This is a genomic window from Fusobacterium ulcerans ATCC 49185, assembly GCF_900683735.1.
GTDB lineage: Bacteria > Fusobacteriota > Fusobacteriia > Fusobacteriales > Fusobacteriaceae > Fusobacterium_A > Fusobacterium_A ulcerans_A.
In genome coordinates, this window is the sequence record NZ_LR215979.1 from 2288895 (window position 1) to 2315309 (window position 26415).

15 protein-coding genes and 2 pseudogenes are annotated in these 26415 nt (G+C 29.5%); 15 read left to right on the forward strand and 2 right to left on the reverse strand.

Annotated features, from left to right (window positions below; all coding sequences use genetic code 11):
* Positions 1-12 precede the first annotated feature (12 nt).
* From E0E45_RS10265 to E0E45_RS10275, 3 genes and pseudogenes are all read left to right on the forward strand, one after another.
* Positions 13-963: pseudogene (locus E0E45_RS10265) on the forward strand (IS91 family transposase); the annotation flags it as partial.
* Positions 964-1208: 245 nt separating this feature from the next.
* The gene (locus tag E0E45_RS18100) at positions 1209-1397 is read left to right on the forward strand and encodes a transposase zinc-binding domain-containing protein (protein ID WP_420026343.1); all 189 of its coding nucleotides are present in this window, start codon (positions 1209-1211) and stop codon (positions 1395-1397) included.
* 15 nt (positions 1398-1412) lie between these two features.
* A pseudogene (locus E0E45_RS10275) lies at positions 1413-2363 on the forward strand (IS91 family transposase); the annotation flags it as partial.
* Between the two features lie 194 nt (positions 2364-2557).
* Here the strand turns inward: E0E45_RS10275 and E0E45_RS10280 are convergent.
* Positions 2558-4540 carry an alpha/beta hydrolase family protein gene (locus E0E45_RS10280; protein WP_130891073.1) on the reverse strand — a complete coding sequence of 661 codons (1983 nt, stop codon included), beginning with the start codon at positions 4538-4540 and terminating at the stop codon, positions 2558-2560.
* 414 nt (positions 4541-4954) lie between these two features.
* Between E0E45_RS10280 and smc the strand changes: the two genes are divergently transcribed.
* The 12 genes from smc (at position 4955) to E0E45_RS10340 (ending at position 25214) form a co-directional block, all read left to right on the forward strand.
* Complete coding sequence (smc, locus tag E0E45_RS10285) at positions 4955-8473, forward strand: chromosome segregation protein SMC (protein ID WP_130891074.1); 3519 nt, start codon at positions 4955-4957, stop codon at positions 8471-8473.
* Positions 8474-8825: 352 nt separating this feature from the next.
* Entirely contained in the window at positions 8826-10271 is a 1446-nt protein-coding gene (locus tag E0E45_RS10290; RefSeq protein WP_130891075.1) for an HD domain-containing protein, read from the forward strand.
* Positions 10272-10653: 382 nt separating this feature from the next.
* Positions 10654-11895, forward strand: a complete 1242-nt coding sequence (locus E0E45_RS10295) for a cytochrome c biogenesis protein/redoxin (RefSeq protein WP_130891076.1) — start codon at positions 10654-10656, stop codon at positions 11893-11895.
* A gap of 81 nt (positions 11896-11976) precedes the next feature.
* On the forward strand, positions 11977-12576 hold the full coding sequence (locus E0E45_RS10300; protein ID WP_130891077.1) for a nitroreductase family protein: 600 nt from the start codon (positions 11977-11979) through the stop codon (positions 12574-12576).
* A 115-nt stretch (positions 12577-12691) separates the two neighbouring features.
* Positions 12692-14455, forward strand: coding sequence for a flavocytochrome c (locus E0E45_RS10305; protein WP_130891078.1), 1764 nt, complete (start codon positions 12692-12694; stop codon positions 14453-14455).
* Positions 14456-14715: 260 nt separating this feature from the next.
* The gene (locus E0E45_RS10310; protein WP_130891079.1) at positions 14716-15501 is read left to right on the forward strand and encodes a TrmB family transcriptional regulator; all 786 of its coding nucleotides are present in this window, start codon (positions 14716-14718) and stop codon (positions 15499-15501) included.
* An 11-nt stretch (positions 15502-15512) separates the two neighbouring features.
* On the forward strand, positions 15513-17027 hold the full coding sequence (gene malQ / locus E0E45_RS10315) for a 4-alpha-glucanotransferase (RefSeq protein WP_130891080.1): 1515 nt from the start codon (positions 15513-15515) through the stop codon (positions 17025-17027).
* A 23-nt stretch (positions 17028-17050) separates the two neighbouring features.
* The gene (locus tag E0E45_RS10320) at positions 17051-19432 is read left to right on the forward strand and encodes a glycogen/starch/alpha-glucan phosphorylase (RefSeq protein ID WP_130891081.1); all 2382 of its coding nucleotides are present in this window, start codon (positions 17051-17053) and stop codon (positions 19430-19432) included.
* A 46-nt stretch (positions 19433-19478) separates the two neighbouring features.
* Positions 19479-21449, forward strand: coding sequence for a 1,4-alpha-glucan branching protein GlgB (glgB, locus tag E0E45_RS10325; RefSeq protein WP_130891082.1), 1971 nt, complete (start codon positions 19479-19481; stop codon positions 21447-21449).
* 27 nt (positions 21450-21476) lie between these two features.
* On the forward strand, positions 21477-22622 hold the full coding sequence (locus E0E45_RS10330) for a glucose-1-phosphate adenylyltransferase (protein ID WP_130891083.1): 1146 nt from the start codon (positions 21477-21479) through the stop codon (positions 22620-22622).
* A gap of 19 nt (positions 22623-22641) precedes the next feature.
* A complete protein-coding gene (gene glgD / locus E0E45_RS10335; protein ID WP_130891084.1) occupies positions 22642-23811 on the forward strand; it encodes a glucose-1-phosphate adenylyltransferase subunit GlgD in 1170 nt (389 codons plus the stop codon).
* A gap of 23 nt (positions 23812-23834) precedes the next feature.
* A complete protein-coding gene (locus E0E45_RS10340) occupies positions 23835-25214 on the forward strand; it encodes a glycogen synthase (RefSeq protein WP_130891085.1) in 1380 nt (459 codons plus the stop codon).
* A 39-nt stretch (positions 25215-25253) separates the two neighbouring features.
* Here the strand turns inward: E0E45_RS10340 and E0E45_RS10345 are convergent, their stop codons facing one another.
* Positions 25254-26414 (reverse strand): dTDP-glucose 4,6-dehydratase, encoded by a 1161-nt coding sequence (locus E0E45_RS10345; protein WP_130891086.1) that lies wholly within the window; start codon positions 26412-26414, stop codon positions 25254-25256.
* Position 26415 lies beyond the last annotated feature (1 nt).

The window sequence follows — 26415 nt, forward strand, 5'->3', positions numbered from 1 at the left end:
GAAAAAACTTCCGCTTCTCTTATTGATGTTAAACATAGAAGTGTCCTTTTTACTATTCCTGAAGAACTTAGAATGTTTTTCTTCTATGATAGAGATCTTTTAACTAAGCTTGCTTATGCTGTTAATGATGTTTTTAAATATCAATTTCATAACATTAAAGCAAAAAATCAAAGAATTCATAAAATTTCAAAATATTCTTCTAAATACTTTACTAACTCAGATATCATTCATTATGGATTGATTACTGTTATTCACACCTTTGGACGCGATCTTAAATGGAACCCTCATATTCATGCTATTGTTACTTTAGGTGGTTTCAATAAAAACTACCAATTTCTTGAAAAAAAATATTTTCATGTCAATTCCATTGCTGGACAATGGAAAAAAATGGTTATTGATATTGTTAAATCTGGAAATTATGACAAGCCTGAAATTAAAGCTAAAGCTTATGCTGCTGCTAACTACCTTTATCGCAAAAATACAAGATTCTTTTTCAATGTTGCAAAAAATGATTTAAATAATAATATTTATGCAATTAAATATATTGGCAGATATCTAGCAAGAGCTCCTATCGCAGAATATAAAATTATTGATTTTTATGATAATAAGGTTACTTTCTATTATGAAAGTCTTGCTGATGATAAACAAAGAATTGAGCTTACTTTAGATGCAGAAACATTTCTTTCCAAATTAATTATTCACATTCCCCCTAAACATTTCAAAATGATTAGGCGCTTTGGAATCTATTCTAGAAATATTAAATCAGAACTTAAAAACATCATGAAATTCATGAGAAAATATGTCTCTAAATATTCCAATTTTACTTTTTATCAACTTGAAATATGGAAAGCTTTTGGAGTAAATCCTTTTTATTGTTTTAAATGTAATACCAGAATGAAAGTTAAAAAAATATCATATTTTAATATACATACAGGCTCCATTTGCTGGAAAGAATATCGCTAAATAGCTGATTAACAATCAGCTTTTTTGTGCTGTCAATTTTAATCTTATTCAATTAATATATCTAATATGAATACAAAATAATTAACATTTTTTATTTTTTCAACAAATTTATCAAATTATAATTTCCTAAGAAATAAAAAAAGCTGAGTAACATTTAAAAAAATGTTTTACTCAGCTCTCTTTTTTGTATAATATAGTTACCACCCTAATTATACAAGGGAGACATACATGCACTTTTAGGTAAAATCAAGAAATATTTTAAAAATGAGCATTTTGAGGATATTAAACAGACTATTCAAAAATTCTTAGCTTGTTCTATTGATAAATCTTTTCTCTCTCTTCAATGCCCTAATTGTCATGATGCGCATAAAATTAAAGTTACTTGTAAATCTAGATTTTGTCCTTCCTGCGGTAAACGTTATTCTGCTCTTTGAACTGAAAAAACTTCCACTTCTCTTATTGATGTTAAACATAGAAGTGTCCTTTTTACTATTCCTGAAGAACTTAGAATGTTTTTCTTCTATGATAGAGATCTTTTAACTAAGCTTGCTTATGCTGTTAATGATGTTTTTAAATATCAATTTCATAACATTAAAGCAAAAAATCAAAGAATTCATAAAATTTCAAAATATTCTTCTAAATACTTTACTAACTCAGATATCATTCATTATGGATTGATTACTGTTATTCACACCTTTGGACGCGATCTTAAATGGAACCCTCATATTCATGCTATTGTTACTTTAGGTGGTTTCAATAAAAACTACCAATTTCTTGAAAAAAAATATTTTCATGTCAATTCCATTGCTGGACAATGGAAAAAAATGGTTATTGATATTGTTAAATCTGGAAATTATGACAAGCCTGAAATTAAAGCTAAAGCTTATGCTGCTGCTAACTACCTTTATCGCAAAAATACAAGATTCTTTTTCAATGTTGCAAAAAATGATTTAAATAATAATATTTATGCAATTAAATATATTGGCAGATATCTAGCAAGAGCTCCTATCGCAGAATATAAAATTATTGATTTTTATGATAATAAGGTTACTTTCTATTATGAAAGTCTTGCTGATGATAAACAAAGAATTGAGCTTACTTTAGATGCAGAAACATTTCTTTCCAAATTAATTATTCACATTCCCCCTAAACATTTCAAAATGATTAGGCGCTTTGGAATCTATTCTAGAAATATTAAATCAGAACTTAAAAACATCATGAAATTCATGAGAAAATATGTCTCTAAATATTCCAATTTTACTTTTTATCAACTTGAAATATGGAAAGCTTTTGGAGTAAATCCTTTTTATTGTTTTAAATGTAATACCAGAATGAAAGTTAAAAAAATATCATATTTTAATATACATACAGGCTCCATTTGCTGGAAAGAATATCGCTAAATAGCTGATTAACAATCAGCTTTTTTGTGCTGTCAATTTTAATCTTATTCAATTAATATATCTAATATGAATACAAAATAATTAACATTTTTTATTTTTTCAACAAATTTATCAAATTATAATTTCCTAAGAAATAAAAAAGGATGATATGAAAATAAATTCACATCATCCTAATATTTTATTAAAAATTTAAACTAATCTTTTAAATATTTCTCAAACCAGTTAGTCATTTCTTCAAGTCTTCTTACTCTATGTTTTGGTTTTCCACTTCTTGAAAGTTCATGGTTTTCTCCTCTGAACATGCAAAGTCTAGCTTCCACACCATGATATTTTAAAGCTGTAAACATCTGTATTCCTTCAGCAAGCCAGCATCTATAGTCTTCTTCTGAATGGATAAACAATGTAGGTGTTTTAGCTTTATCTGCATATTTCATTGGTGAATGCCACCATAATTTTTCTTGATTTATCCAAGGAGTTGAAGCATTCTGATCTGCATTGAAATAATATCCTATATCTGTAGTTCCAAACTTAGATATCCAGTTAGCTATACTTCTTTGAGAAGCAGCACATCTGAATCTGTCTGTATGTCCAATTATCCAGTTAGTCATGAATCCACCATATGACCCTCCAGTTACTCCTACTCTGTCAGCTTTTATTGGATATTTCTCTAACACTACATCTGTAAATTTCATTAAATCATCATAATCAATAGTTCCATATTTTCCTCTGATATCAGCAAAGGCATTCCCTCTTCCATCTCCTCCACGTGGATTACAGAAGAATACAAAATATCCCATATTTGCCCAAACCTGCATTTCATGATAAAATACTTCCCCAAATACAGTTTTTGGTCCTCCATGAATATCCAAAATAGCTGGATAAGTTTTTGTTTCATCATAATCTACAGGTTTTAATACCCATCCTTCTATTTCAATTCCATCATTTACAAAATTACATTTTTCAGGAATAGAAAGTTTTTTATCTGTATATATATTTTCATTGAATGCAGTAATTTGAGTTTCTTCACCATCTTTTAAACTATATATTTCTTGAAGTTTTATTCCTCTAAGTCCAATAAAAAGAATTTCATCTCCATGGACATCATAGGCATCTACTGATCCATTAGCTTTAGTAAGCACAGTTTCATTTCCAGCAAGATCTATAGTATTCAAAAAAGAATCTTTAAATACAGTAGTTGGGAAATACAATTTTCCATTAGCTACTCTGTAAGCTTTTCCTCCACCATATCTGCAGTCTGAACCAACAGTATTTATCATCCATGTGTCATGTTTTTTCAACAATTCAACTTTTCCATTTTTAATAACATAGAAACTTGGATTTTGGTTCATTCCATATTCTTTGCAGTCGTTTAATGCACATATAACTGCATCTTCTAAAAACTCAGCATAACTTACTCTGAAATTTGCATCTATTGGAAGAAGTGTTTCTGTTTTTTTAGAAGCTATATCATAACAGAATATTCCTTCTCTTTGCTCCAACTTTCCTTCAAATACATTTCCAACATAAAGTACTTTTCCATCTTTATATGAAAAATAAGTTACAACTGTATGTTCACAAGTCAATGGTGTCACTTCATTAGATACTCTGTTATATAAATAAAGTCTATTTCTTTTTTGATTAGTAAATCCTCCACCATTACTCCAGAACGGAATTTCATCAAGAACTTCATAATCTTTTTCCTCTTTTAATTTTGCAACAGCTTTAGTCCTCTCTTCTCCTGTCATCTCATTCAAATTAATTCCATAGTTGTCATATTTAGCTGTAAGAAGAAAGTTATCTTTATCTATCATCTTTATAGCAGTAATCAAAAGAGGAATCTGCATATATTTATCTGCTTCTCCTCCATTGATGTTTATTGAATAATAAGCAGTCCATTTTTCTCCTTGACTTACTTTTTCCTTTAATTTAGCATCTCTTGCAGCTGGAAAAATAATTGTAGAATCATCTATCCATAAAAATGATCTTTCCTCATTTAAAGATGTCAATTTTGAATATTTTTTAGTTTTATTATTTAGAAGCCAGATATTAGATTGATAGTTGTTATCATCATAATTTGTAGTATTTACTACAAAACCTGCATTTTCTCCATTTGGTGAAAATTCAAGATTAGAAAGATATTTGTAGTCTAAAAAATCTTTTAACTTTAGGTTTTCCATTTGTGTGCCTCCATCGTTTTAATATATTAATGCTTGAATTACCTAATATTATATATTAGAATCATGGACTTTACAATTGATTATTTACAAATTCAAGATGTTTTTTTTATTTAGAGAATTATAATTTTCACTATTATTTTTTCATTATGAAATTTATTATTTCTATTAATTATATCAAGAAATTTTTGCAATATATCAGAAATATAAAAAACATAAAAAATAAATTCAAAATAGCAAGATAATAATTTTAATGTTATACTTTATATGAAAGGGTAAAATCTTACTTCTTGGATAAAAATCTAAAAACTTTTATTTAAATAAGATTCCCTATTAAAAATAAAATAAATTTATTCTTTATTTTAAAATAATAATATATAATCATAAATATAAAAATCATACTTACTAGGAGATATTATGTATTTAAAAGCTGTTGAGATATTTGGATTCAAGTCTTTTGGAGAGAGAGTATATATAGAATTCAACAGAGGGATTACATCTATTGTAGGTCCTAATGGAAGTGGAAAATCAAATATTCTGGATGCAGTCCTATGGGTACTTGGAGAGCAGTCCTATAAAAATATCAGAGCAAAGGAAAGTTCTGATGTCATTTTTTCTGGTGGAAAAGATAAAAAACCAATGAATTCAGCAGAAGTTTCATTGTATATAGACAATACTGATTCTTTTCTCCCATTAGAAAATGAAGAGATAAAAGTAACTAGAAAACTTTATGCCACTGGTGATAATGAATACTATATAAATGATGTAAAAACAAGATTAAAAGATATAGGAAACCTGTTTCTTGATACTGGAGTAGGTAAAAGTGCTTATTCTGTTATTGGACAGGGAAAAGTAGAACGTATTATTGGTTCATCTTCAAAAGAGATAAAAGGAATTATTGAAGAAGCCGCTGGAATAAAAAAGTTTCAAATAAAAAAAAATGAAGCTGTAAAAAATCTCAGTAATGTAGAACTTGAATTAGAAAAAATAGATTTAGTTTTAAGAGAAGTAAAAGAAAACAGAGATAGAGTGGAAAAACAAGCTGGAAAGGCTCAAGAATATCTTAATCTCAAAGATGAAAGAGATAAACTGGCAAAGGGAATATACCTCAGTGAATTTAATGAGAAACAGACTCAATTAGATGATGGGGATGCTGTAAAGGAAAAGCTTACATCTGAAGCTGCTGAACTGGAAATGGAATTTAATTCAATTGAAAACAGGCTTGATGAAATCGATAAAGAAAAGCTTGTACTGAAAAAAGAGATTGAAGAATTAAGTGGAAAAAATCAGGAACTAAAAAGAGAGATTGAGCTTAAAGAAAGAGAAAAAGTAAGAATAAGCGAGAGAGTAGAAGGGTACAAAAGAGAAGTCAGTGACAGACATGAAAGAATGACAAACAGCGACCTCAAAATATCTGAAAAATCAAAATCTCTTGATATGTTGGTTGAAGAAAGAGAAACGCTCAAGGAAAAAATAGAAAAACTTTCAGAAGAAAATTTAAAATTTGAATCTCAGTTAAAAGAACTGGAAAATACAAAAAAAGAATTTGATCTGGGAATGGAACTTAAAAAGAAAAAAGTTATGGAGCTGGAACTAGAAAAACTAAAGCTTCTAAATGAAATAGAAAGTTCAAGTAGAAGAGTAAAAGGAAGCAACACTAAAATTACAAATCTTAGAGAAGAACTTTCATCTTATGATATCAAATTAAATTCTGCTGTAACAGAACTAAGAAAAGCTGAAATTTCAAAAGCTGAAAAAGAGAAAAAACTTATTGAAATTGAAGAAAGAGGAACATTTCTAGAAGAAGAAATAAGCAAACTCAGCCAGAGAAGTAACAAGCTTTCTGAAATAGTGAGAACTGCTGAATATGATGAAAAAAGACATTCTGCTAAACTCCAAGCTCTTGTGAGAATGGAAGAAAACAATGAAGGATTCTTCAAAGGGGTAAAAGAAGTACTTAACAGTAAAATTATTGGGATAGAAGGTGTATTTATCTCCCTTGTAACTATTCCAGAAAAATTAGAAAAGGCGATTGAAGCTGGAATTCCAGGAAATATACAGGATATTGTTGTAGATACTGGAGATACAGCTAAAAAAGCAATCAATTTTCTTAAAGAAAGAAAAGCTGGAAGAGCTTCATTCCTTGCTCTTGATACCATCAAAGTCCCTGTAAAAAGAGAGATAAAAATAAATATTCCTGGAGTAATAGGAAGAGCTGCTGAACTGGTCACAGCTGATGAAAGATACAAAAGTGTAGTTGAATTTGTTCTTGGAAATCTCCTTATAGTTGAAAATCTGGATACAGCATTAAAAATAGTTAAAAACAATATGTTTATGGGAAATGTAGTAACTCTTTCTGGAGAGCTTATGAGTTCAAGAGGAAGAATAACTGGAGGGGATTCTGGCAATTCTACAGCTAGTCAGATATTTGAAAGAAAGAAAGAGATAAGAATCCTTAAAGAAACTGTTGAAAAACTTACCAGCACCATAAAAAATGCTTCTACTGAACAAAATGAAATAAGTAAAAATCTTGAAAATTTTGAAAATGAAATAGATAAGATAGATTCTTTAGAAGATGGAGTCAGAAAACAACTTAAACTTGCAGAGGAACTATATAATGACTATATTTTGAAAAAAGAAAGAATAGAAAAAGACAGAAGAGTTGTGAAGGTAGAACTGGAAGAAGAAGAGAAATACAGTCAGGAATTTGAAAAAAGAATAAACAGTTCTAAAGATGAAAGAGAAAGAGTTGATCAGGTTATTGCTGAAATCAAAGCTGATGAAGAGCATGAAACTGAAAAGATCAGGGAAATAAATACTGCTATTGAAAAGAAAAAAGAAGAGTTTTCAGATGTAAGAATTCTCTTTATGAATAGTCAGGATAGACTTGGACAACTGGACAGAGAAGAGGAAAGGGAAAAGAAAGAGTATGAGTTCCTTGTAGATGAAAAAAGAAATATGGAAGAAAAGACTGCTTTTCTTGAAAATGAAATAATTTCTCTGGAAGAAAAAGAAAAAATATTAAAAACAGAAATTGAAGAAAGAATAAATAAATATGAAAGCGAAAATACAGAAGTTCAAGAGAGAAAAGTAAAAAATGAAGCTCTTACAGAAGAGGAAAGAACTCTTAACAAAAAAAGAAAAGAAACTGAAAGTTATCTCCTTCATAAAAGAGATAGCCTCAACAGAGTAGAAGAAAGTCTGGAGAGAACTAAAATTGATTTAGAAAGACTGAAAGATATTCTTAGTACTCTTGAAGAAGTAGAAGCTATAGAAGTTGAAGAAGAAAAACTGAAAGAGTTAAAAGACAGATTAAAAACTCTGGATAACAGATTAAAAAATTTCCAAGCTGTAAATCTATTAGCAATAGAAGAATTTAAAGAGTTAAACAACAAGTATATTTTTCTTACTACTCAAAAAGATGATCTTGTTAAAGGAAAAGATATATTAATGGAACTAATCAAGGAAATTGATGATACTATTCACGAAAAATTCTTCACTGCTTACAAAGAGATAGATGCTAACTTTAATCAGATGTGTATGGAAACTCTTAATAACTCTGAAGGAAAACTTCTGGTTATTAATCCTGAAAATTTTGATGAATGTGGTGTTGAAATATTTGTAAAATTCAAAAATAAAAAAAGACAGACACTATCTCTTCTTTCTGGAGGAGAAAAATCTATGGTAGCCATAGCATTCATAATGTCTATTTTTATGTACAAACCTAGTCCATTTACATTTCTTGATGAAATAGAAGCTGCTTTGGATGAAAAAAATACCAGAAAACTTATTGGAAAATTAAAGGAATTTACTGAAAAATCTCAGTTTATTCTTATTACACATAACAAGGACACTATGAGAGAATCAGAATCTATATTTGGAGTAACTATGAATAAAGAGATAGGTATCTCTAAAATAGTTCCTGTTAAATTCTAAGAATTGCTTTTTAAATTTAATAAGAAAACATAAAAAAGCGTGAAATTCACAAATAGAAGTTAGATTAATATAATGAAATTGAATGTTGAATAGTCGAGTTCCTTGAATATAAAACACTTCTTAGTTTTCTCTAATAAATAACTAAAAAATAGGACTTCACATTTTGTGAAAGTCCTATTTTTTATCTATATATTAAAACATCTTGGGGAAAGATTTATAAGATAATAATATCAAGCCATTATGTCATTTGTGTTACAACTATATTAAAAAACTATTCAATATTAAATTATTAGCTTTTGAGAAAAAATAAAGTTATAATATATTATAAGTATATATCAAAGAAAGGAGAATTATGGGAAATAAAGTAATTAAAGATTTAATACACAGTTATATAACAATAGATATTGATGTTCAAAAAATAGTGGATACTCCGTCTTTTCAAAGATTGAAAAGAATAAAACAGCTTACTTGTGAATATCTTTTCCCTTCTCTCAATCATACAAGGTATGAACACTCTCTTGGAGTAATGAAACTAGCTTGTGATTTTTTTGATTCTTTGAATAAAGATATGGAAAGATTTGGAATATCTAAAAAACAAATAGAAAATTATAGATTCCATATAAAATTTGCTGCCCTTCTCCATGATGTAGGACATGCTCCCCTTTCTCATTTAGGAGAATCTTTTTATGATAAGGAAGAAATTTACAAGTCATTAATTGAAAACCTTTCAGATGAAAAAGAAGCTGATAGAATATTTAAAGATAAAAAGGGAAATATTGTAGGAAGCCCTCATGAATTAATGTCATGTCTTTGTATTATAAGAAAATTAAACCCTACTCTTACAGAAATAAATCCCAATATAAATATGGAATTAATATGCAGAATAATAATAGGCAACCAGTATCATGATAAAAATTTATGGTTGGAAAATATTCTCGTGGAAATAGTCAACTCTAAAACAATAGATGTAGATAAGCTTGATTATTTAATCAGAGATAATCATATGAGTGGATACATAGCTCCTAGAATAGATATTGAAAGACTTTTTTCATGTACTTTCATAGGTGAAGATAAAAAATTAAAATATAGTTCTAAAGCTATCCCTGCTATGCAGTCTGTTGTCGATTCAAGAGATTTGCTCTATCTTTGGGTATATAACCACCATATCTCTGTTTACACTGAATTTATCATAAGAGATATACTTGGTCATTTTATGAAGCTTTATGATGAGCAGAGAGGAACATTTCCTGAAGAAATGAATAAAAAAGATTTCTTTTCAACTGAGGCAGTAATAGATAATCTAGTAATAGATGATGATATTTATTCTCATTTAAGAAAAGCATATTTAGCTTCTCTCAATGGAAAAACTGTTGAATACACTTCTATTGTTATGAAGCAGCTAATGGAAAGAAAATTTTTAAAACCTTTATGGAAGACTATTTATGAATATGAATGTCTAGAAGATGAGCTTGAACTGGAAAAGCTGGTAACAGACAGATTGGATAAGATATTAAAAGATAATGAAAAAATAAAAAAAATAGTTGGAGAAATTGGAGAAACTCTTAGTTTAAAAAAAGGAGAGATATTTATAATAACAAGATACAATAAATTCTATCATGCTGTATCTGAAGCTAAGATATATGTATCTCTTAATGGTGAAGACAAGCTTCTCTCTGATCTTCTTCCACAGAAAAGTTTCAAAAGATTCAGTAATATCTCATTTTATATATTTGGTCCTGGAGAGAAGAAAGAAGAGATTAAAAAGTTATTCTTAAAAATAATAAAAGAAGAATTATAATCTAAATAAAAAAATCTCTCTAAATTTAATTAGGGAGATTTTTTTTATCTATATATTAAAACATCTTGGGGAAAGATTTATAAAATAATAATACCAAGCCATTATGTCATTTGTGTTACAAAGAAAAAAATAATAATTCATAATAAATTTTATTAAAAAAATTATTAAAAATATTTAATCTTTATAAATAAAAATATATTTGACTAGATTCAGTAGTCATTTTAATAACTCAAGATATTTTAAGCTTGATAATCTTGACATTTTTTATCTAATATTTTTTTCTGTCTATAAAGGAATTAAATAATTTTTTAGTAAATAATTAAATATATTTAATATTTATAAGGTATAATAAGTTCTATTTATACAACTAAGGAGGAATCATATGTTTAATGACATACTTTTAACAGATAACATTAGTTTTATTTTAGTTTTTTTAGGAGGAATATTTTCTTTCTTTTCTCCCTGCATTATTCCGCTCCTTCCTGTTTATATGAGTTACCTTTCAGGAAATACTGCTACAACAGACGATCAGGGAAATATTTCTTATAATCAGAAAAAAGTATTTACACATACTATATTTTTTATCCTTGGAATATCTGCTGCTTTTTTTATTTTAGGACTTTCCTTTTCAAAGTTAGGAGGATTCTTTAATACTAACAGAATTCTTTTTACTAGAATAAGCGGTGTACTTATCCTCCTTCTAGGATTATTTCAAATAGGACTATTAAAAAATAATTTCATGGAAAGAGAGCATAAAATAGATTTTGAAGCTAAAAAAATAAATCCATTGATTGCTTTTATAATAGGTTTTACATTTAGTTTTGCATGGACACCATGTATAGGTCCAGTATTATCTACTGTTCTTATTATGGCATCTGGAGCTAAAACTGCCTTTTTAGGAAATATGCTTATATCAGTTTACAGTTTAGGATTTATTATTCCATTTTTACTTTTAGGGATATTTACAACTAAAGTTCTAAATTTCTTAAAAGCAAAAAAATCTTTCTTAAAATACAGTATAAAAATTAGTGGAGCTATTCTGATAATAATTGGAATTATGACTTTGAGTGGATTTAACTTTAATGTATTTGCAGCTGGACAGCAGTCCCAAAATACAGAATATGCTGCAAAAACTGAAGAGCCAGCTAAACCTGCTCAGGAAGAAAAACTTCCAGCTTATGATTTTCAGTTAAAAGACCAATATGGAAATACTCATACTCTTTCAGACTATAAAGGAAAAGTGGTATTTCTTAACTTCTGGGCTACATGGTGTCCTCCTTGCAGAGCAGAAATGCCTCATATAGAAGAAATATACAAAGAATATGGATACAATAAAAACGATGTAGTAATATTAGGAGCAGCAAGTCCAACAACTGCTGAAAATCCTTCTCCCCAAGATGAATCAGAAGAAAAAATAAAAGCTTTTCTTACTAAAAATAATTATACATTTCCAGTAGTATTTGATGTAAAAGGAGAAATATTCAGAAATTACTATATAAGTGCTTTTCCTACTACTTTTATGATAGATAAAGATGGAAACATAATGGGATATGTAGCAGGTGCTCTTTCTAAAGAAAATATGAAAAAAATAATTGAAATGACATTAAATAACGAAAAAAAATAAGATAAAAAAAAGAAATAATAGTTTCTACTTGAATAATGTAATATACAAATTTTAAGTTAATGCATTAAAAGGAGGACTATTATGAACAATAAAAGCTTTATGGATGTGTTGAAAAGCAGAAGAACTATATATACTCTGTCTAAAGAAACAACTATTCCTAATGAAAAAATAGAAGAAATAATAAAAGATGCAGTGAAACATGTTCCATCTGCATTTAATAATCAAAGTGCAAGAGTTATAATACTTTATGGGGAAAACCACAAAAAATTATGGGAAATTGTTATGAATACTCTTCGTAAAGTAGTCCCAGCTGGAAATTTTGAAACAACTGAAAATAAGATTAAAGGATTAGCTAATTCTTATGGAACAGTTCTTTTCTTTGACTCTACTAGAACAACAAAAGAACTTATGGAGAAATTCCCTTTATATAGAGATAATTTTCCAGTATGGGCTGAACAAGCTAATGGAATGCTACAGTTTGCTATATGGTCACTGCTTGCTGAACAAGGATTAGGAGCAAGTCTTCAACATTACAATCCTTTGATTGATGAAGAAGTTAAAACTGTATTTGAAATCCCTAAATCATGGAAGCTTATAGCACAAATGCCTTTTGGAAAACCAACAGCTCCTGCAATTGGAAAAGAATTCCTTCCAATAGAAAAAAGAGTTATAGTATTATAAAGTACTAACATTATGAGACGAAATGAATTATTTCGTCTCTTTTTTTTATTGTCAAAGTATGAAATTTAAGCTATAATTATAATAGTGAAACAAAATATCTTGGAGGAGGACAAATATGAACAAAAAAAGAATTTTATCTCTTATATTATGTGTAGCTTTAAGTATTTCAGCTTTTGGAGTTGAATTCAAAGAGGGAACATATATAGGAGAGGCTAAAGGATACAGAGGGGAGGTAAAAGTAGAAGTAAAAACTTCTAAAAATAAAATTGAGAAAGTAAAAGTAATAAAAAATACTGATACTCCTATAATCTCTGAATCAGCAGCAAAAAAAGTTCCTGAACAAATAGTAAAATATCAATCTCTAAGAGTAGATGGAGTATCTGGTGCTACTGGTACAAGCAGAGCCCTTACTTCAGCTGTAAGAAATGCTCTTAAAAATTCTGGAGCTGATCTTAAAGAATTAAATAAAAAACCTGTTATAGAAGCTAAAAAATTAGCTAAAGAAACTCAAAACAAAGATGTAGTTGTAGTTGGAGCAGGAGGAGCAGGTCTTGTTGCTGCTATCGAGGCTAAAAACAATGGTGCTCAAAATGTCATTGTAATTGAGAAAATGGCTTTTGCTGGAGGAAATACTCTTATATCTGGTGGAGAATATGCTGCACCTAACAACTGGGTACAAGTTAAAAAAGGATTAAAAGATAGTAATGATATTTTTTACAATGATATATTAAAAGGTGGAGATCATGAGGGAGATCCTAAATTAGTAAGAGTTTTAGCCGATAATGCCCTAAGTGGTGCTGAATGGCTTAAGGACTATATCAACATGACTTTTGAAGATAGACAGATGTTCTTTGGTGGGCACTCTGTAGAAAGAAGCCTTGTTCCTCAAGGAGCTACTGGAGTTGAAATGATATCTAAGCTTCTTGCTAAAGCTGAAGAATTAAATATTCCTATACTATATGAAACTCCTGCTACAGAACTTATAGTTGATAAGGGAAGAGTTACAGGAGTAAAGGCAGTAGATGAAGATAAAGAATATACATTCCTCGCTAAAAATGGAGTTATCCTAGCTACTGGTGGATTTGGTTCTAATCTTGAAATGAGAGTTAAATACAATAAAGATGTAGATGAAAATATTCTTTCTACAAACACAGTTGGAATAACTGGTGACGGAATAACTATGGCTGAAAAAATAGGTGCCCAGCTTGAAGATATGCCATTCATCCAAACTTACCCTACTTGCGACCCTATAAGTGGAGCTCTTCTTTATTTTGGTGATGTAAGACTTATTGGTGGAAGTATTCTTATCAACCAAGAGGGAAAACGTTTTGTTGAAGAATTAGAAAGAAGAGATGTTATCTCTATGGCAATAAAAAATCAAACTGGAAATGCTGCTTACCAATTCTGTGATGAAGCACAAGTAAAAATAAGTGGAGTAGCTGAACATCATGAGGATGAAATGAATTACCTATTTAATAATAAACTTTTAGTGAAAGCTGATACTATAAAAGAAGCTGCTGATTTCTTTGGAATAGATGCTGCTGAACTTGAAAAAACTGTAGCAAAATATAATCAATATGCTAAAGATGGAAAAGATTTAGAATTTAATAAAAGAGGAAAACTTACTCCATTTGAAGCAAAAGGACCTTTCTATATTATGAAAGCTGTCCCTGCTGTACATCACACAATGGGTGGAGTAAAAATTGATGAAAATGCAAGAGTTATCAATACTAAAGGGGAAGTAATAAAAGGACTTTATGGAGCTGGAGAGGTTACTGGAGATATTCATGGTACCAATCGTCTAGGTAGTGACGCAATTGCTGATATTACAGTATTTGGAAGAATTGCAGGACAAAATGTAGTTAAAGATAATAAATAAAAATTCAATATAAATAATTAAGAATGACCTGAAATTATATTAAGTAAATGACTAAAAAATTAGATTAAGTTTTAGAAGTTATTTATATATTCTTTTCAAAAGGTCATTCTTTTTTTATTGAATTTATTTTTCTAAATATTTTTTTAAAAAAATAGATTTTTTCATTACAATTGCTATTGATATTATACAGTTTTTAAAGTATAATTAAATTAAGAATAGTAGTACATAAATGTACTACTTAAATATAGAGGGAGGAAGTTATGCAGGATGTAGTAGACAAACTTATGAATTTCGGTTTCACAAGAACAGAAGCTGTAGTCTATATAACCTTGCTTAAATCAGGAAAAACAAATGGTTATAAAATGGCTAAAGAACTAAATCTCTCAAGATCCACTGTTTATCAGGCTTTAGAGTCTTTATATAAAAATGGATATGTTTTTATGATTCCTAATGGTAGTAAAGAATATGAAGCAAAAGAGCCTGAGATAATTTTTGAAGAAATAGAAAAGAAATTTCATAAAAATGCTGAAAGTATAAAACAACAACTTAAAAATATAGAAAGACCTTTAAAAAAAGATTATTATCTAAGAATAGAAGGCTATGAAAATATTCTACATACTCTTCACAGTATTATTAAAGATGCTGAAAAAGAAATATATCTGAATACAGATTTCAATCTTGAAATTATGGAATCTGATTTAAAGGAAGCAGCTAAAAGAGGAGTAAGAATTATTATATTTTCTTTTAATAAATTAGAAGATATTGGAGAAAATATAGAATATTATCATAAGACTGAATTAAAAGAAACTCATAAAAATCCAAAAAGAATTATGATGGTAACTGATTTATGCAATAGTTTTGTAGTGACTAATACTGGTGATAAAATGATAGGCACTCTCACAGATAATGAAGTCTATGTACAGATAATCTCAGAACATATACACAGTGACATCTATATGGCAAGATTAGCTAAAATATATGAAAAATCTTTTGAAAAGAAAATTAGTATAAACAGCCTTCATGAAAAGAAAAACTTTATTCAGTAACAGGGGGAAAAATGTTTAAAAGAAGCAGTGGTATATTAATGCATATAACTTCTCTTCCAAGTGAATATGGAATAGGAGATTTTGGAAAAAAAGCATATGAATTTGTAGATTTTCTTGAAAAATCTAAACAGAAATTATGGCAGATACTCCCAATGGGTCCTACAGGATACGGGGATTCACCTTATCAGTCTTTCTCAGCTTTTGCAGGTAATCCTTATTTCATAGATTTAGAAGAATTTATAGAGCTTGGATACATAGATCATAATGACCTCTTGCCTTTAAGAGAAATAAACTATGAAGATAATCTTGATTATGAACAGGTAAATGAAAGAAAAACTAAACTTTTAAAAAATATTTTTGAGATTTTCTGGAAAAAAACAGAAAAAAATGATGAAATAGAGGAAGACTTCAAAAAATTTAAAACAAAAAATGCTTACTGGCTGGACAACTATGTTTTGTATATGGCATTAAAAGAAAAATTTTCTGGAAAGTCATGGCAAAACTGGCCTAAATGTTATAAATATAGAAATTTAAAAAAATTTGAAAAAAATGATGAAAATTTGAAAAAAAATATGGATTATTTTTCTTTTGTGCAATATACTTTCTATAAACAATGGTTTAAGTTAAAATCTTATGCTAATTCCAAAGGAATTTGCATAATTGGAGATATTCCTATCTTTGTAGCAACAGACAGTGCTGATACTTGGAGTGAATCAAAAATATTCCAATTTGATAAATATAAAAAACCAAAAAGAGTTTCAGGATGTCCTCCAGACTATTTTAGCAAAGATGGTCAACTGTGGGGAAATGTATTGTATGATTGGAAATATCTTAAAAAAACAAATTATGACTGGTGGATAAAAAGAATAGCTTACTGTTTTGAAATATATGATATTGTCAGAATAGATCATTTCAGAGGATTTGAAGCTTATTGGAGTATTCCGTCAAAAGATACTACTGCTGTAAGAGGACACTGGGAAAAAGGTCCTGGAATGGATTTTTTCAGAACTGTTGAAAGAAGATTAGGAAAGCTTCCAATAATAGCTGAAGACCTTGGCCTTCTTACTGAAAGAGTAAAGAAGCTTTTAAAGAGAAGCGGCTTTCCTGGAATGAAAGTACTTGAATTTGCTTTTGATTCAGAAAACAGCGACTATCTACCACATAAATATGAAGAAAATTGTGTAGCATATACAGGAACCCATGATAACAATACTGTGACTGGATGGTATGAAACTATCTCTCCTGAAATTAAACATTATTGTGATGAGTATTTAAAAAATTATCTCAGTAAATTTGGGAGTGATTACTGGCTTCCTATTAATCTTAGATTTATTGATGCAATATGGGCATCAAAAGCTAATATAGCTATAGCTCAAATGCAGGACTTTATTGGTTTAGGAGAAGAAGGAAGGATGAATGCTCCATCTACATTAGGAAAAAATTGGAAATGGAGGCTCAATGAAAAATATATTACAGATGAATTATGTAATAATATAAAGACAATAACTAGAAAATTTAAAAGATAGACAAATTATTAAAGGGAGAAAATATGAAAATTGAAAAAAATGAGTTAAAGAAACAAATTGAAAAATATGTAAAGATAAGTTTTGGTAAAGATATAACTGAAGCTAATGAATTTGAAATTTATAGAGCTTTAGGACAGGCTATTATGGAAGAAATCGCTGAAGACTGGTATGAAACAAAAAAACTTTATTCTCAAAAAAAACAGGCTTTTTACCTTTCAGCAGAATTTCTTATGGGTAGAGCATTAGGAAATAATCTTATTAATCTTGGATTATTAGGTGAAGTCAAAGAAGTATTGGCAGAATATGGTATTGATTATAATAAAATAGAAGATGAAGAAGAAGATTCTGCTTTAGGAAATGGTGGATTAGGAAGACTTGCTGCTTGTTTTTTAGATTCTCTTGCTACTCTTAATCTTCCTGGACAAGGATATGGTATCAGATATAGAAATGGTATCTTTAACCAATCATTTAAAGATGGATATCAGGTAGAAAAACCTGAAACATGGCTTAAATATGGGGATGTATGGTCTGTTGAAAGACCAGCTGATGAAGTTATAGTAAGTTTTGGAGATGAAAATGTAAGAGCAGTTCCATATGATATGCCAATAATAGGTTATGGAACTAAAAATATAAATACTTTAAGGCTATGGGAAGCTCATTCTATAATAGACCTTGATCTTGGAAAATTCAATCAACAGGATTATCTTCATGCTACTCAGGAAAAAACTAGAGCAGAAGATATATCAAGAGTTCTTTATCCAAATGACTCAACTGATGAAGGGAAAAAATTAAGATTAAAACAACAGTATTTCTTTGTATCTGCATCATTGCAGGATATTTTAAGAAAATTTAAAAAAATACATGGAAGAAATTTTGATAAATTTGCTGAATTTACAGCAATTCAATTAAATGATACTCACCCTGTTATAGCTATTCCAGAATTAATGAGATTACTTTTAGATGTTGAGGGAGTGTCTTGGGAAAAGGCATGGGGAATAGTTGAAAAAACTTTCTCATATACTAACCATACTATATTGGCTGAGGCACTTGAAAAATGGTGGGTAGGACTTTATGAGCAAGTTGTTCCAAGAGTATATCAAATAACTCAGGGAATAAATGATCAACTAAAAGGATTCCTTGCTGAAAAGTTTCCTAATGATCCAGCTAGACAAGGAAGAATGGCTATTATACAAGGAAATATGATTCATATGGCATGGCTTGCTATATATGGAAGTCATACAATAAATGGAGTTGCTGCTCTTCATACAGAAATTCTTAAAAAGAAAGAATTAAAAGATTGGTATGAAATATACCCTGAAAGATTCCAAAATAAAACTAATGGTATAACACAAAGAAGATGGCTTCTTCAATCAAATCCACAACTGGCAAAGCTTATAACTGAACTCCTTGGAGATAAATGGATTACTGATTTAAGCCAGTTAAAAAGATTAGAAGAATATGTTGAAGATGAAGGAATTTTAAGAAGAATTTTAGAAATCAAACACGAGAAAAAAATAGAATTAGTTAATTATTTGAGAGAAACTCAAGGGATAGAAATTAATCCAAATTCTATATTTGATATGCAGATAAAAAGACTTCATGAATATAAAAGACAGCTTTTAAATATATTCCATGTTATAGGTCTATATCATAAATTAAAATTAAATCCATCTATGGAATTTAATCCAGTTACTTATATCTATGGAGCAAAGGCTGCTCCAGGGTATCTTATGGCTAAAGGTATAATCAGACTCATCAATGAAGTTGCTCAGGTCGTAAACAGAGATCCTGATATAAATGGAAAATTAAAAATAGTATTTGTTGAAAACTATAGAGTATCAGTAGCAGAAAAATTATTCCCAGCAGCAGATATTTCTGAACAGATATCTACAGCAGGAAAAGAAGCTTCTGGAACTGGAAATATGAAATTTATGCTGAATGGTGCTTTAACTATTGGAACTCTAGATGGAGCTAATGTGGAAATAGTAGAAGAAGCAGGAATAGAAAATAACTATATTTTTGGATTAAAAGTTAATGAAATAGAAGAAATGAGAACAAAGGGATATGATCCTCATGTTCCATATAACAATATTCAAGGATTAAAAAGAATAGTTGATTCACTGATTGATGGTACTTTCAACGATCTTGGAACTGGAATCTATGGAAATATTCATAGATCTCTTATGGAAAATGCTCCTTGGCAACAAGCTGACCAATACTTTGTATTAGAGGATTTTGAATCTTACAGAAAAGCTCAAAAGACTATTAATAAAGAATACAGAGATAGAATGGGATGGGCTAAAAAACAGCTTATGAATATTGCTAATGCAGGAAAATTCTCATCTGACAGAACTATAAAGGAATATGCAGATGAAATATGGCATATAGAACCAGCTAAATTATAAACTGGTTCATGTAACATCTTTGTTATCAAGGAGGTGGCGTTTTAAAATGGAGAGAGAACTAGATGTGTATCTTTTTCATAGAGGAGAACACAGAGAAGTATATAACTATATGGGAGCACATTTAAATAAAAATTCAGTTATATTCAGAGTATGGGCCCCTCATGCTAAATCAGTTGCTGTTGTTGGAGATTTCAATGAATGGACTGGTTATAACCATATGATGAAAAGAATAAATAATGAAGGCATATGGGAACTTGAAATACCAAATCTTAAAAAACTGGAAAAATATAAATATAGAGTAGAAGGTGCTGATGGAAGAGTGGAAATGAAAGCTGATCCTTATGCCTTTTATTCTGAAATGAGACCTAATACAGCTTCTATTATCTATGATATTCCTAAATTCAAGTGGGCAGATAAAAGATGGCTGAATAAAAGAACTACTGGATTAGATAAACCAATTAATATATATGAAGTGCATTTAGGTTCTTGGAAGAGAGGAATCCATGGAGAATGGCTGAACTATAAAGATTCTGCTATTATGCTTGCTGAATATCTAAAAGAAATGAACTATACTCACATTGAGATAATGCCTATAAATGAATATCCTCTTGATGCTTCTTGGGGATATCAGGCTACTGGATATTACTCAGTTACAAGCAGATATGGAACGCCAGAAGACTTTATGTTTCTTGTAAACCTTATGCATAAAAATAATATTGGAGTCATTTTAGACTGGGTGCCTGGACATTTCTGTAAAGATGCTCATGGACTCTATAGATTTGATGGAACTCCAACTTATGAGTATTTAGATTCAAGAATTGGAGAAAATAAAGAATGGGGTACTTGCAACTTTGATGTTACAAGAAATGAAGTTAAAAGTTTTTTAATATCTAACCTTACTTACTGGTTCAAAGAATTCCATATAGATGGTGTAAGAATGGATGCAGTAGCTAATATGCTCTACCTATCATATGGAAAAGATGGAGAAGATGATTTAAGAAATAAATATGGTGGAAAAGAAAATCTAGGTGCTGTGGATTTCTTTAAAGAATTAAATTCTGTTGTGCATGATGATTTCCCAGATGTTCTTGTAATAGCAGAAGACTCTACTGCATGGCCTAATGTTACTAAACACCCTATTGATGGTGGACTTGGATTTGACAGCAAATGGAATATGGGATGGATGAATGATACACTTAAATATTTTAGTATAGATCCTATATTCAGATATCAACATCATGGAAAGCTGACTTTCTCATTTATGTATGCTTTCTCTGAAAATTATGTACTCCCTCTATCACATGATGAAGTAGTACATGGTAAAAAATCAATAATTGAAAAAATGCCTGGATATTATGAAGATAAACTAGCTCATACTAGATCTCTTTATTCTTATCAAATAGCTCATCCTGGAAAAAAATTAAATTTTATGGGAAATGAATTTGCTCATGGGCTTGAATGGAGATTTTATGAATCTCTTGAATGGCATCTATTAGAGCAAAATACTGGAAATAAAGAAGTACAGGCTTATGTAAAAGCTTTAAATACACTTTATCTTGAAGATAAATCTCTATGGGAAGACAGCTGGGATACATTTGAATGGATAGAACATGAAAATTATACTGAAAATATGCTTGCCTTTCTAAGAAAAACAAAAGATTTCAAAGAACATTTAATAGTAGTCTTTAACTTTTCTGGTGAAGACAGAAAAAAATACAAAATTGGAGTACCAGAAAATAAAATATATAATGTTATCCTAAACAGTGATGACAAAAAATTTGGTGGAAAGGGAACTGCTAAAAAGAAAACATACAAACCTATTGACAAGAGCTGGAACTATAGAGAACAGCATATAGAATTGGATATCCCTAGAAACACAGTAATTTTTTTAAAAACTGAAAAGGTTGAAAAGAAAAAAGGAGGAGTAAAGGGAAAAGGGAATGGGAAAGAAGCAGTAATAGAAACAACTGTAACAAAATCATCAACTAAAAAAGAAAATAAAAAGTTAGCCAAATAGTATTACATCAAATATTAGGAGGAAGTTATGAAGAAAAAACAAATAATAGCTATGATACTGGCTGGAGGACAAGGAAGCCGTTTATTAGATTTAACTGAAAAAATAGCTAAACCTGGAGTTCCATTTGGTGGAAAATATAGAATCATAGACTTTACTTTAAGTAATTGTTCTAACTCTGGAATAGATACAGTAGGAATACTTACTCAATATGAACCTCATATCCTTAATGATCACATTGGAAGAGGATCACCTTGGGACTTAGATAGAATGGATGGAGGGGTAACTGTACTGCAGCCTCATACTAAAAAAAATGATGAAGGTGGATGGTATAAGGGAACTGCCAATGCTATCTATCAAAATATTCCATTTATAGATAAATATGATCCTGAAAATGTTTTAATTCTTTCAGGAGATCATATATATAAAATGGATTACGAAAAAATGCTTAAATTCCACAAAGAAAAAGATGCTGATGTAACTATTGGGGTATTTAACGTTCCAATGAAAGATGCTCCAAGCTTCGGTATTATGAATGCTAATGAAGATTATTCAATATATGAGTTTGAAGAAAAACCAAAACAGCCAAAGAGTACTCTTGCATCAATGGGAATTTATATTTTTAAATGGAGTGTATTAAAAGATTATCTCCTTGAAGATGAAAGAGATCCTGCTTCAAGCAATGACTTTGGTAAAAATATAATACCTAATCTACTAAATGATCATAAAAGATTGTTTGCATATCCGTTTGAAGGATACTGGAAAGATGTTGGAACTATTGAAAGTTTCTGGGATGCTCATATGGATCTTTTAAAACCAGATAATGAATTAAATATTTTTGATAAAGACTGGAAAATCAATACTCGTCAAGGAATTTATCCTCCTCTGTATGTAAGTGATGATGCTGTAATTACAACTTCACTGGTTGACAAAGGTTGCGAGATAGAAGGTGTAGTTAAAAATTCTGTCATTTTCCCTGGTGTAAAAATTGGAAAAAATAGTAAAGTCATCAATTCTGTAATAATGCAGGATACAGTTATTGAAGAAAATGTTATTATAAACAAAGCAATTATAGCTGATGAAGTAGTTATCAAGAAAAATACAGTTATTGGAGATGATACTGAAATTGCTGTTATTGGTCATGGAAGAATAATAAAAAGCGAAGTTATAAAATAAGCTTACAAGGGAGGACTTTATGCTAAATAATTATATGGCTATAATATTTTTAGCCGAATCTCTAGATAATATCAGATCTCTTACTAAAATGAGACCTCTGGCATCTGTTCCAGTAGGTGGAACTTATAGAATAATAGATTTTGCTTTATCAAACTTGGTTAATGCTGGAATAAGAAATGTTGGTATTTTTGGTGGAAATGAAGATATGAATTCACTTACTGACCATATTGGTAGAGGTACAGAATGGGATTTAGATAGAAAAAAAGATGGTATATTCATTTTCAAACAAATGGCTGACTCTACTTATTCAACTAATGTAAAAAGAGTTAAAAAGAATATGGAATATTTCTTCCGTAGCAAACAACAAAATGTAGTTATATTAAGTTCTCATATGGTATGTAATATTGATATTGCTGATGTTGTAAAAAAACATGAAGAAAGTGGAAAAGATGTTACTCTTGTATATAAAAAAGTAGACAATGCAAATGAAAGATTTGATAATTGTGACAGTGTAAAAGTTGGAGAAAATGGGGAAATATTAGGAATTGGACAAAATCTTTTCTTTAAAAAAGATGAAAATATTTCTATGGAAACTTTCATTATAAAAAAAGAACTTCTGATAAAATTAATATGTGATGGAATTCAAGATGGAGCTTATTACACAGTAAAAGATCTTATCTCTAGAAATGTAGCTAGATTAAGCATAAATGGCTATGAATTTAAAGGATATTTGGCTTGTATAAATTCAACTAAAGAATATTTCGATTTCAATATGGATCTTCTGAACAAAGAAACTAGAGATGATATATTTAATAAAGATGGAAGAAAAATATATACTAAAACAAAAGATACTCCCCCATCAATGTTTAAAGAAAAAGCTGAAATAGTAAATTCGGTTATAGCTAATGGATGTATTTTAGGTGGAAAAGTTAAAAACTCTATTTTAGCTAGAGGAGCTACAGTTGAAGAGGGAGCTATAGTTGAAGATAGTATTCTTTTACAAGATAGTGTTGTTAAATCTGGAGCTGTATTGAAAAATATAATTGTAGATAAAAATAATGTAATCAAATGTAATGAAAGACTAAGTGCTTCTAGAAATTACCCTTTAGTTATTGAAAAGAGCATCAAATGGGATAAAGAACACTACAGAGATCTTTTAGAATATCTAAAAGGTAAGGGTAGAGATTAGTTCTTCATAAAGGAGTGATGAAGATGAAAGTACTTTTTGCAGCAGGAGAAGCATGGCCTTTTGTTAAAACAGGAGGTCTTGGTGATGTAGCTTACTCACTGCCAAAAGCATTAAAAAAAGAAAAAATAGATGTGAGGGTAATATTGCCTAAATATAGTGCTATTCCTGATAAATATAAGGAAATGATGCAGCATTTAGGAGATAAACAGATATGGGTGGCTCATCATAATGAATATGTAGGAATAGATTATTGTGAACTTGATGGTATAACTTACTATTTTGTTGATAATGAAAGATACTTTAATAGAAGCAGAATCTATGGTGAAGGTGATGACTGTGAAAGATTTGCATTCTTTTCTAAAGCCATCATAGAAACATTCTATATCACAGGATTTGAACCAGATATAATCCACTGTAACGACTGGCACACTGGATTGGTTCCTATCTACTTAAAAGAAAGAGGAATGTATAATATAAAAACTATTTTCACTATTCACAATTTAAGATTTCAAGGTTTCTTCTATAATGATGTAATAGAAAAAACTTTAGAAATAGATAGAGGAAGATATTTTGTTGAAGATGGAATCAAATATTATGATATGATTTCTTTCTTAAAAGGTGGAGTTGTATATTCTGACTACATCACTACTGTGAGCAATTCATATGCTGAAGAGATAAAAACTCCTGAACTTGGTGAAGGATTAGATGGCCTATTCAGAAAATTTGATTATAAACTGAAAGGTATTGTTAATGGAATAGATGGAACTGTATATAAGCTTCCTAGAAAAGGAAAGAAAAGATTGAAGTCTGAACTTCAAGAAAGCTTAGGCCTTAATCAGGATCCTGATGCTCCTTTAGTTTCTATTATCACTAGATTAGACAGACAAAAGGGAATAGATCTGATTATAGACAGCTTTGACAGATTAATGAAATTAGGTATCCAGTTTGTCCTTCTTGGAAATGGAGAGCCTAAATATGAAGATTTCTTTAAATGGAAAGAAAGACAGTACCCTGGAAGAGTCTGCTCATATATTGGATTTAATCAGCCTTTATCTATGGAGATATACAGTGGATCAGATATGTTTCTGATGCCTTCTATCTTTGAACCTTGCGGCCTTTCTCAAATGATTGCTATGAGATACAGCTGTGTTCCTATTGTTAGAGAAACAGGTGGATTAAAAGATACAGTCACTCCTTACAATGAATATACTGGAGAAGGAGATGGATTTGGTTTTAAAAATATAAGCAGTGATGAATTATACAAAACTCTGGAATACGCAATTTCTATTTATAAAGACAAAGATAAGTGGGAAAAAATTGTAAAAAGTGCTAAAGCTAGAGATAATAATTGGAATACATCTGCTAAAAAATATATTTCACTTTATAACGAAATTACAAAATAGGAGAAAAGGGAGAATACTTACAAGTAAACTCCCTTTTTATTATTTACTCAAAATTTTCTCTATCCATTCCTGATTATCCAAATACCATCTTATTGTCTTTTCTATTCCTTCATCAAAAGATGTTTCTGGATACCACCCTAATTCTGTTACTATCTTCTCTGGATCTATTGCATATCTTGCATCATGACCCAGTCTATCCTGTACATAGCTTATCAAATCATATGATATATTTTCTACATCAGTTTTTAATACCTTTCTGTACTCTGGTTCCTCTTTCATTATCTTAGCTATAGTATCTATTGTTAGTTTTACTATATTTATATTCTTTTCTTCATTAAAACCGCCAATATTATACACTTCCCCTAATCTTCCACTATTTATTACCATATCCACTGCTTTATTATGGTCTTTTACATAAAGCCAGTCTCTTACATTGCTTCCATCTCCATATACTGGCAGTTTCTTGCCTTCCAGTATATTTTTTATAATAAGTGGTATCAGCTTTTCTGGAAACTGATATGGTCCATAGTTATTTGAACATCTTGTTATATTCATTGGAAATTTATATGTTTCTGCATATGCTCTTACTATCATATCGCTTGATGTTTTTGAGGCTGAATATGGTGATCTAGGATCCAATGGTGTTTCCTCTGTAAAGAATTTATCTCCATATGTTTTCAGATTCTTTCTTCCTTCTGCTACTTTCTTTACTCTATTATCAAGCACAAGCTCTTTTGCTTCTGTATAGTCCTTTGATAATGAACCATATACTTCATCTGTAGATATATGCAGAAATTTCTTTCCTTCTTTATATACAGGGTATCCATTTCCATCTTTTCCTATAATCCAGAATTTCTTAGATACTTCCAACAGATTTTGTGTTCCCAATATATTTGTTTCCAAGAATATCTGTGGATTTGATATACTTCTGTCTACATGAGATTCTGCTGCAAAATTTACTACATAGTCTATTTCATATCTGGAAAATATATCTTCCACCAATTCTCTGTTACAAATATCTCCTTTTACAAAGTCTATCTTTTTAGAGTCTATTTCCTCTTGTATATTTTCTATATTTCCTGCATAAGTAAGTTTATCCAGAACTACTATTCTTATTTCTTCTTCATATTTTTCAAGTATATATTTTACAAAGTTTGTTCCTATGAAGCCTGCTGCCCCTGTTACAAGATATGTCTTCATC

What these genes read in the sequence shown, in the direction of transcription:
- glgD (WP_130891084.1), top strand. Translation starts at nt 22,642, where the DNA reads ATGCTAAATAATTATATGGCTATAATATTTTTAGCCGAATCTCTAGAT.
- E0E45_RS10305 (WP_130891078.1), top strand. Translation starts at nt 12,692, where the DNA reads ATGAACAAAAAAAGAATTTTATCTCTTATATTATGTGTAGCTTTAAGT.
- E0E45_RS10310 (WP_130891079.1), top strand. Translation starts at nt 14,716, where the DNA reads ATGCAGGATGTAGTAGACAAACTTATGAATTTCGGTTTCACAAGAACA.
- E0E45_RS10330 (WP_130891083.1), top strand. Translation starts at nt 21,477, where the DNA reads ATGAAGAAAAAACAAATAATAGCTATGATACTGGCTGGAGGACAAGGA.
- E0E45_RS10345 (WP_130891086.1), bottom strand. Translation starts at nt 26,414, where the DNA reads ATGAAGACATATCTTGTAACAGGGGCAGCAGGCTTCATAGGAACAAAC.
- E0E45_RS10295 (WP_130891076.1), top strand. Translation starts at nt 10,654, where the DNA reads ATGTTTAATGACATACTTTTAACAGATAACATTAGTTTTATTTTAGTT.
- smc (WP_130891074.1), top strand. Translation starts at nt 4,955, where the DNA reads ATGTATTTAAAAGCTGTTGAGATATTTGGATTCAAGTCTTTTGGAGAG.
- E0E45_RS10280 (WP_130891073.1), bottom strand. Translation starts at nt 4,540, where the DNA reads ATGGAAAACCTAAAGTTAAAAGATTTTTTAGACTACAAATATCTTTCT.
- E0E45_RS10340 (WP_130891085.1), top strand. Translation starts at nt 23,835, where the DNA reads ATGAAAGTACTTTTTGCAGCAGGAGAAGCATGGCCTTTTGTTAAAACA.
- glgB (WP_130891082.1), top strand. Translation starts at nt 19,479, where the DNA reads ATGGAGAGAGAACTAGATGTGTATCTTTTTCATAGAGGAGAACACAGA.
- E0E45_RS10320 (WP_130891081.1), top strand. Translation starts at nt 17,051, where the DNA reads ATGAAAATTGAAAAAAATGAGTTAAAGAAACAAATTGAAAAATATGTA.
- E0E45_RS10300 (WP_130891077.1), top strand. Translation starts at nt 11,977, where the DNA reads ATGAACAATAAAAGCTTTATGGATGTGTTGAAAAGCAGAAGAACTATA.
- malQ (WP_130891080.1), top strand. Translation starts at nt 15,513, where the DNA reads ATGTTTAAAAGAAGCAGTGGTATATTAATGCATATAACTTCTCTTCCA.
- E0E45_RS10290 (WP_130891075.1), top strand. Translation starts at nt 8,826, where the DNA reads ATGGGAAATAAAGTAATTAAAGATTTAATACACAGTTATATAACAATA.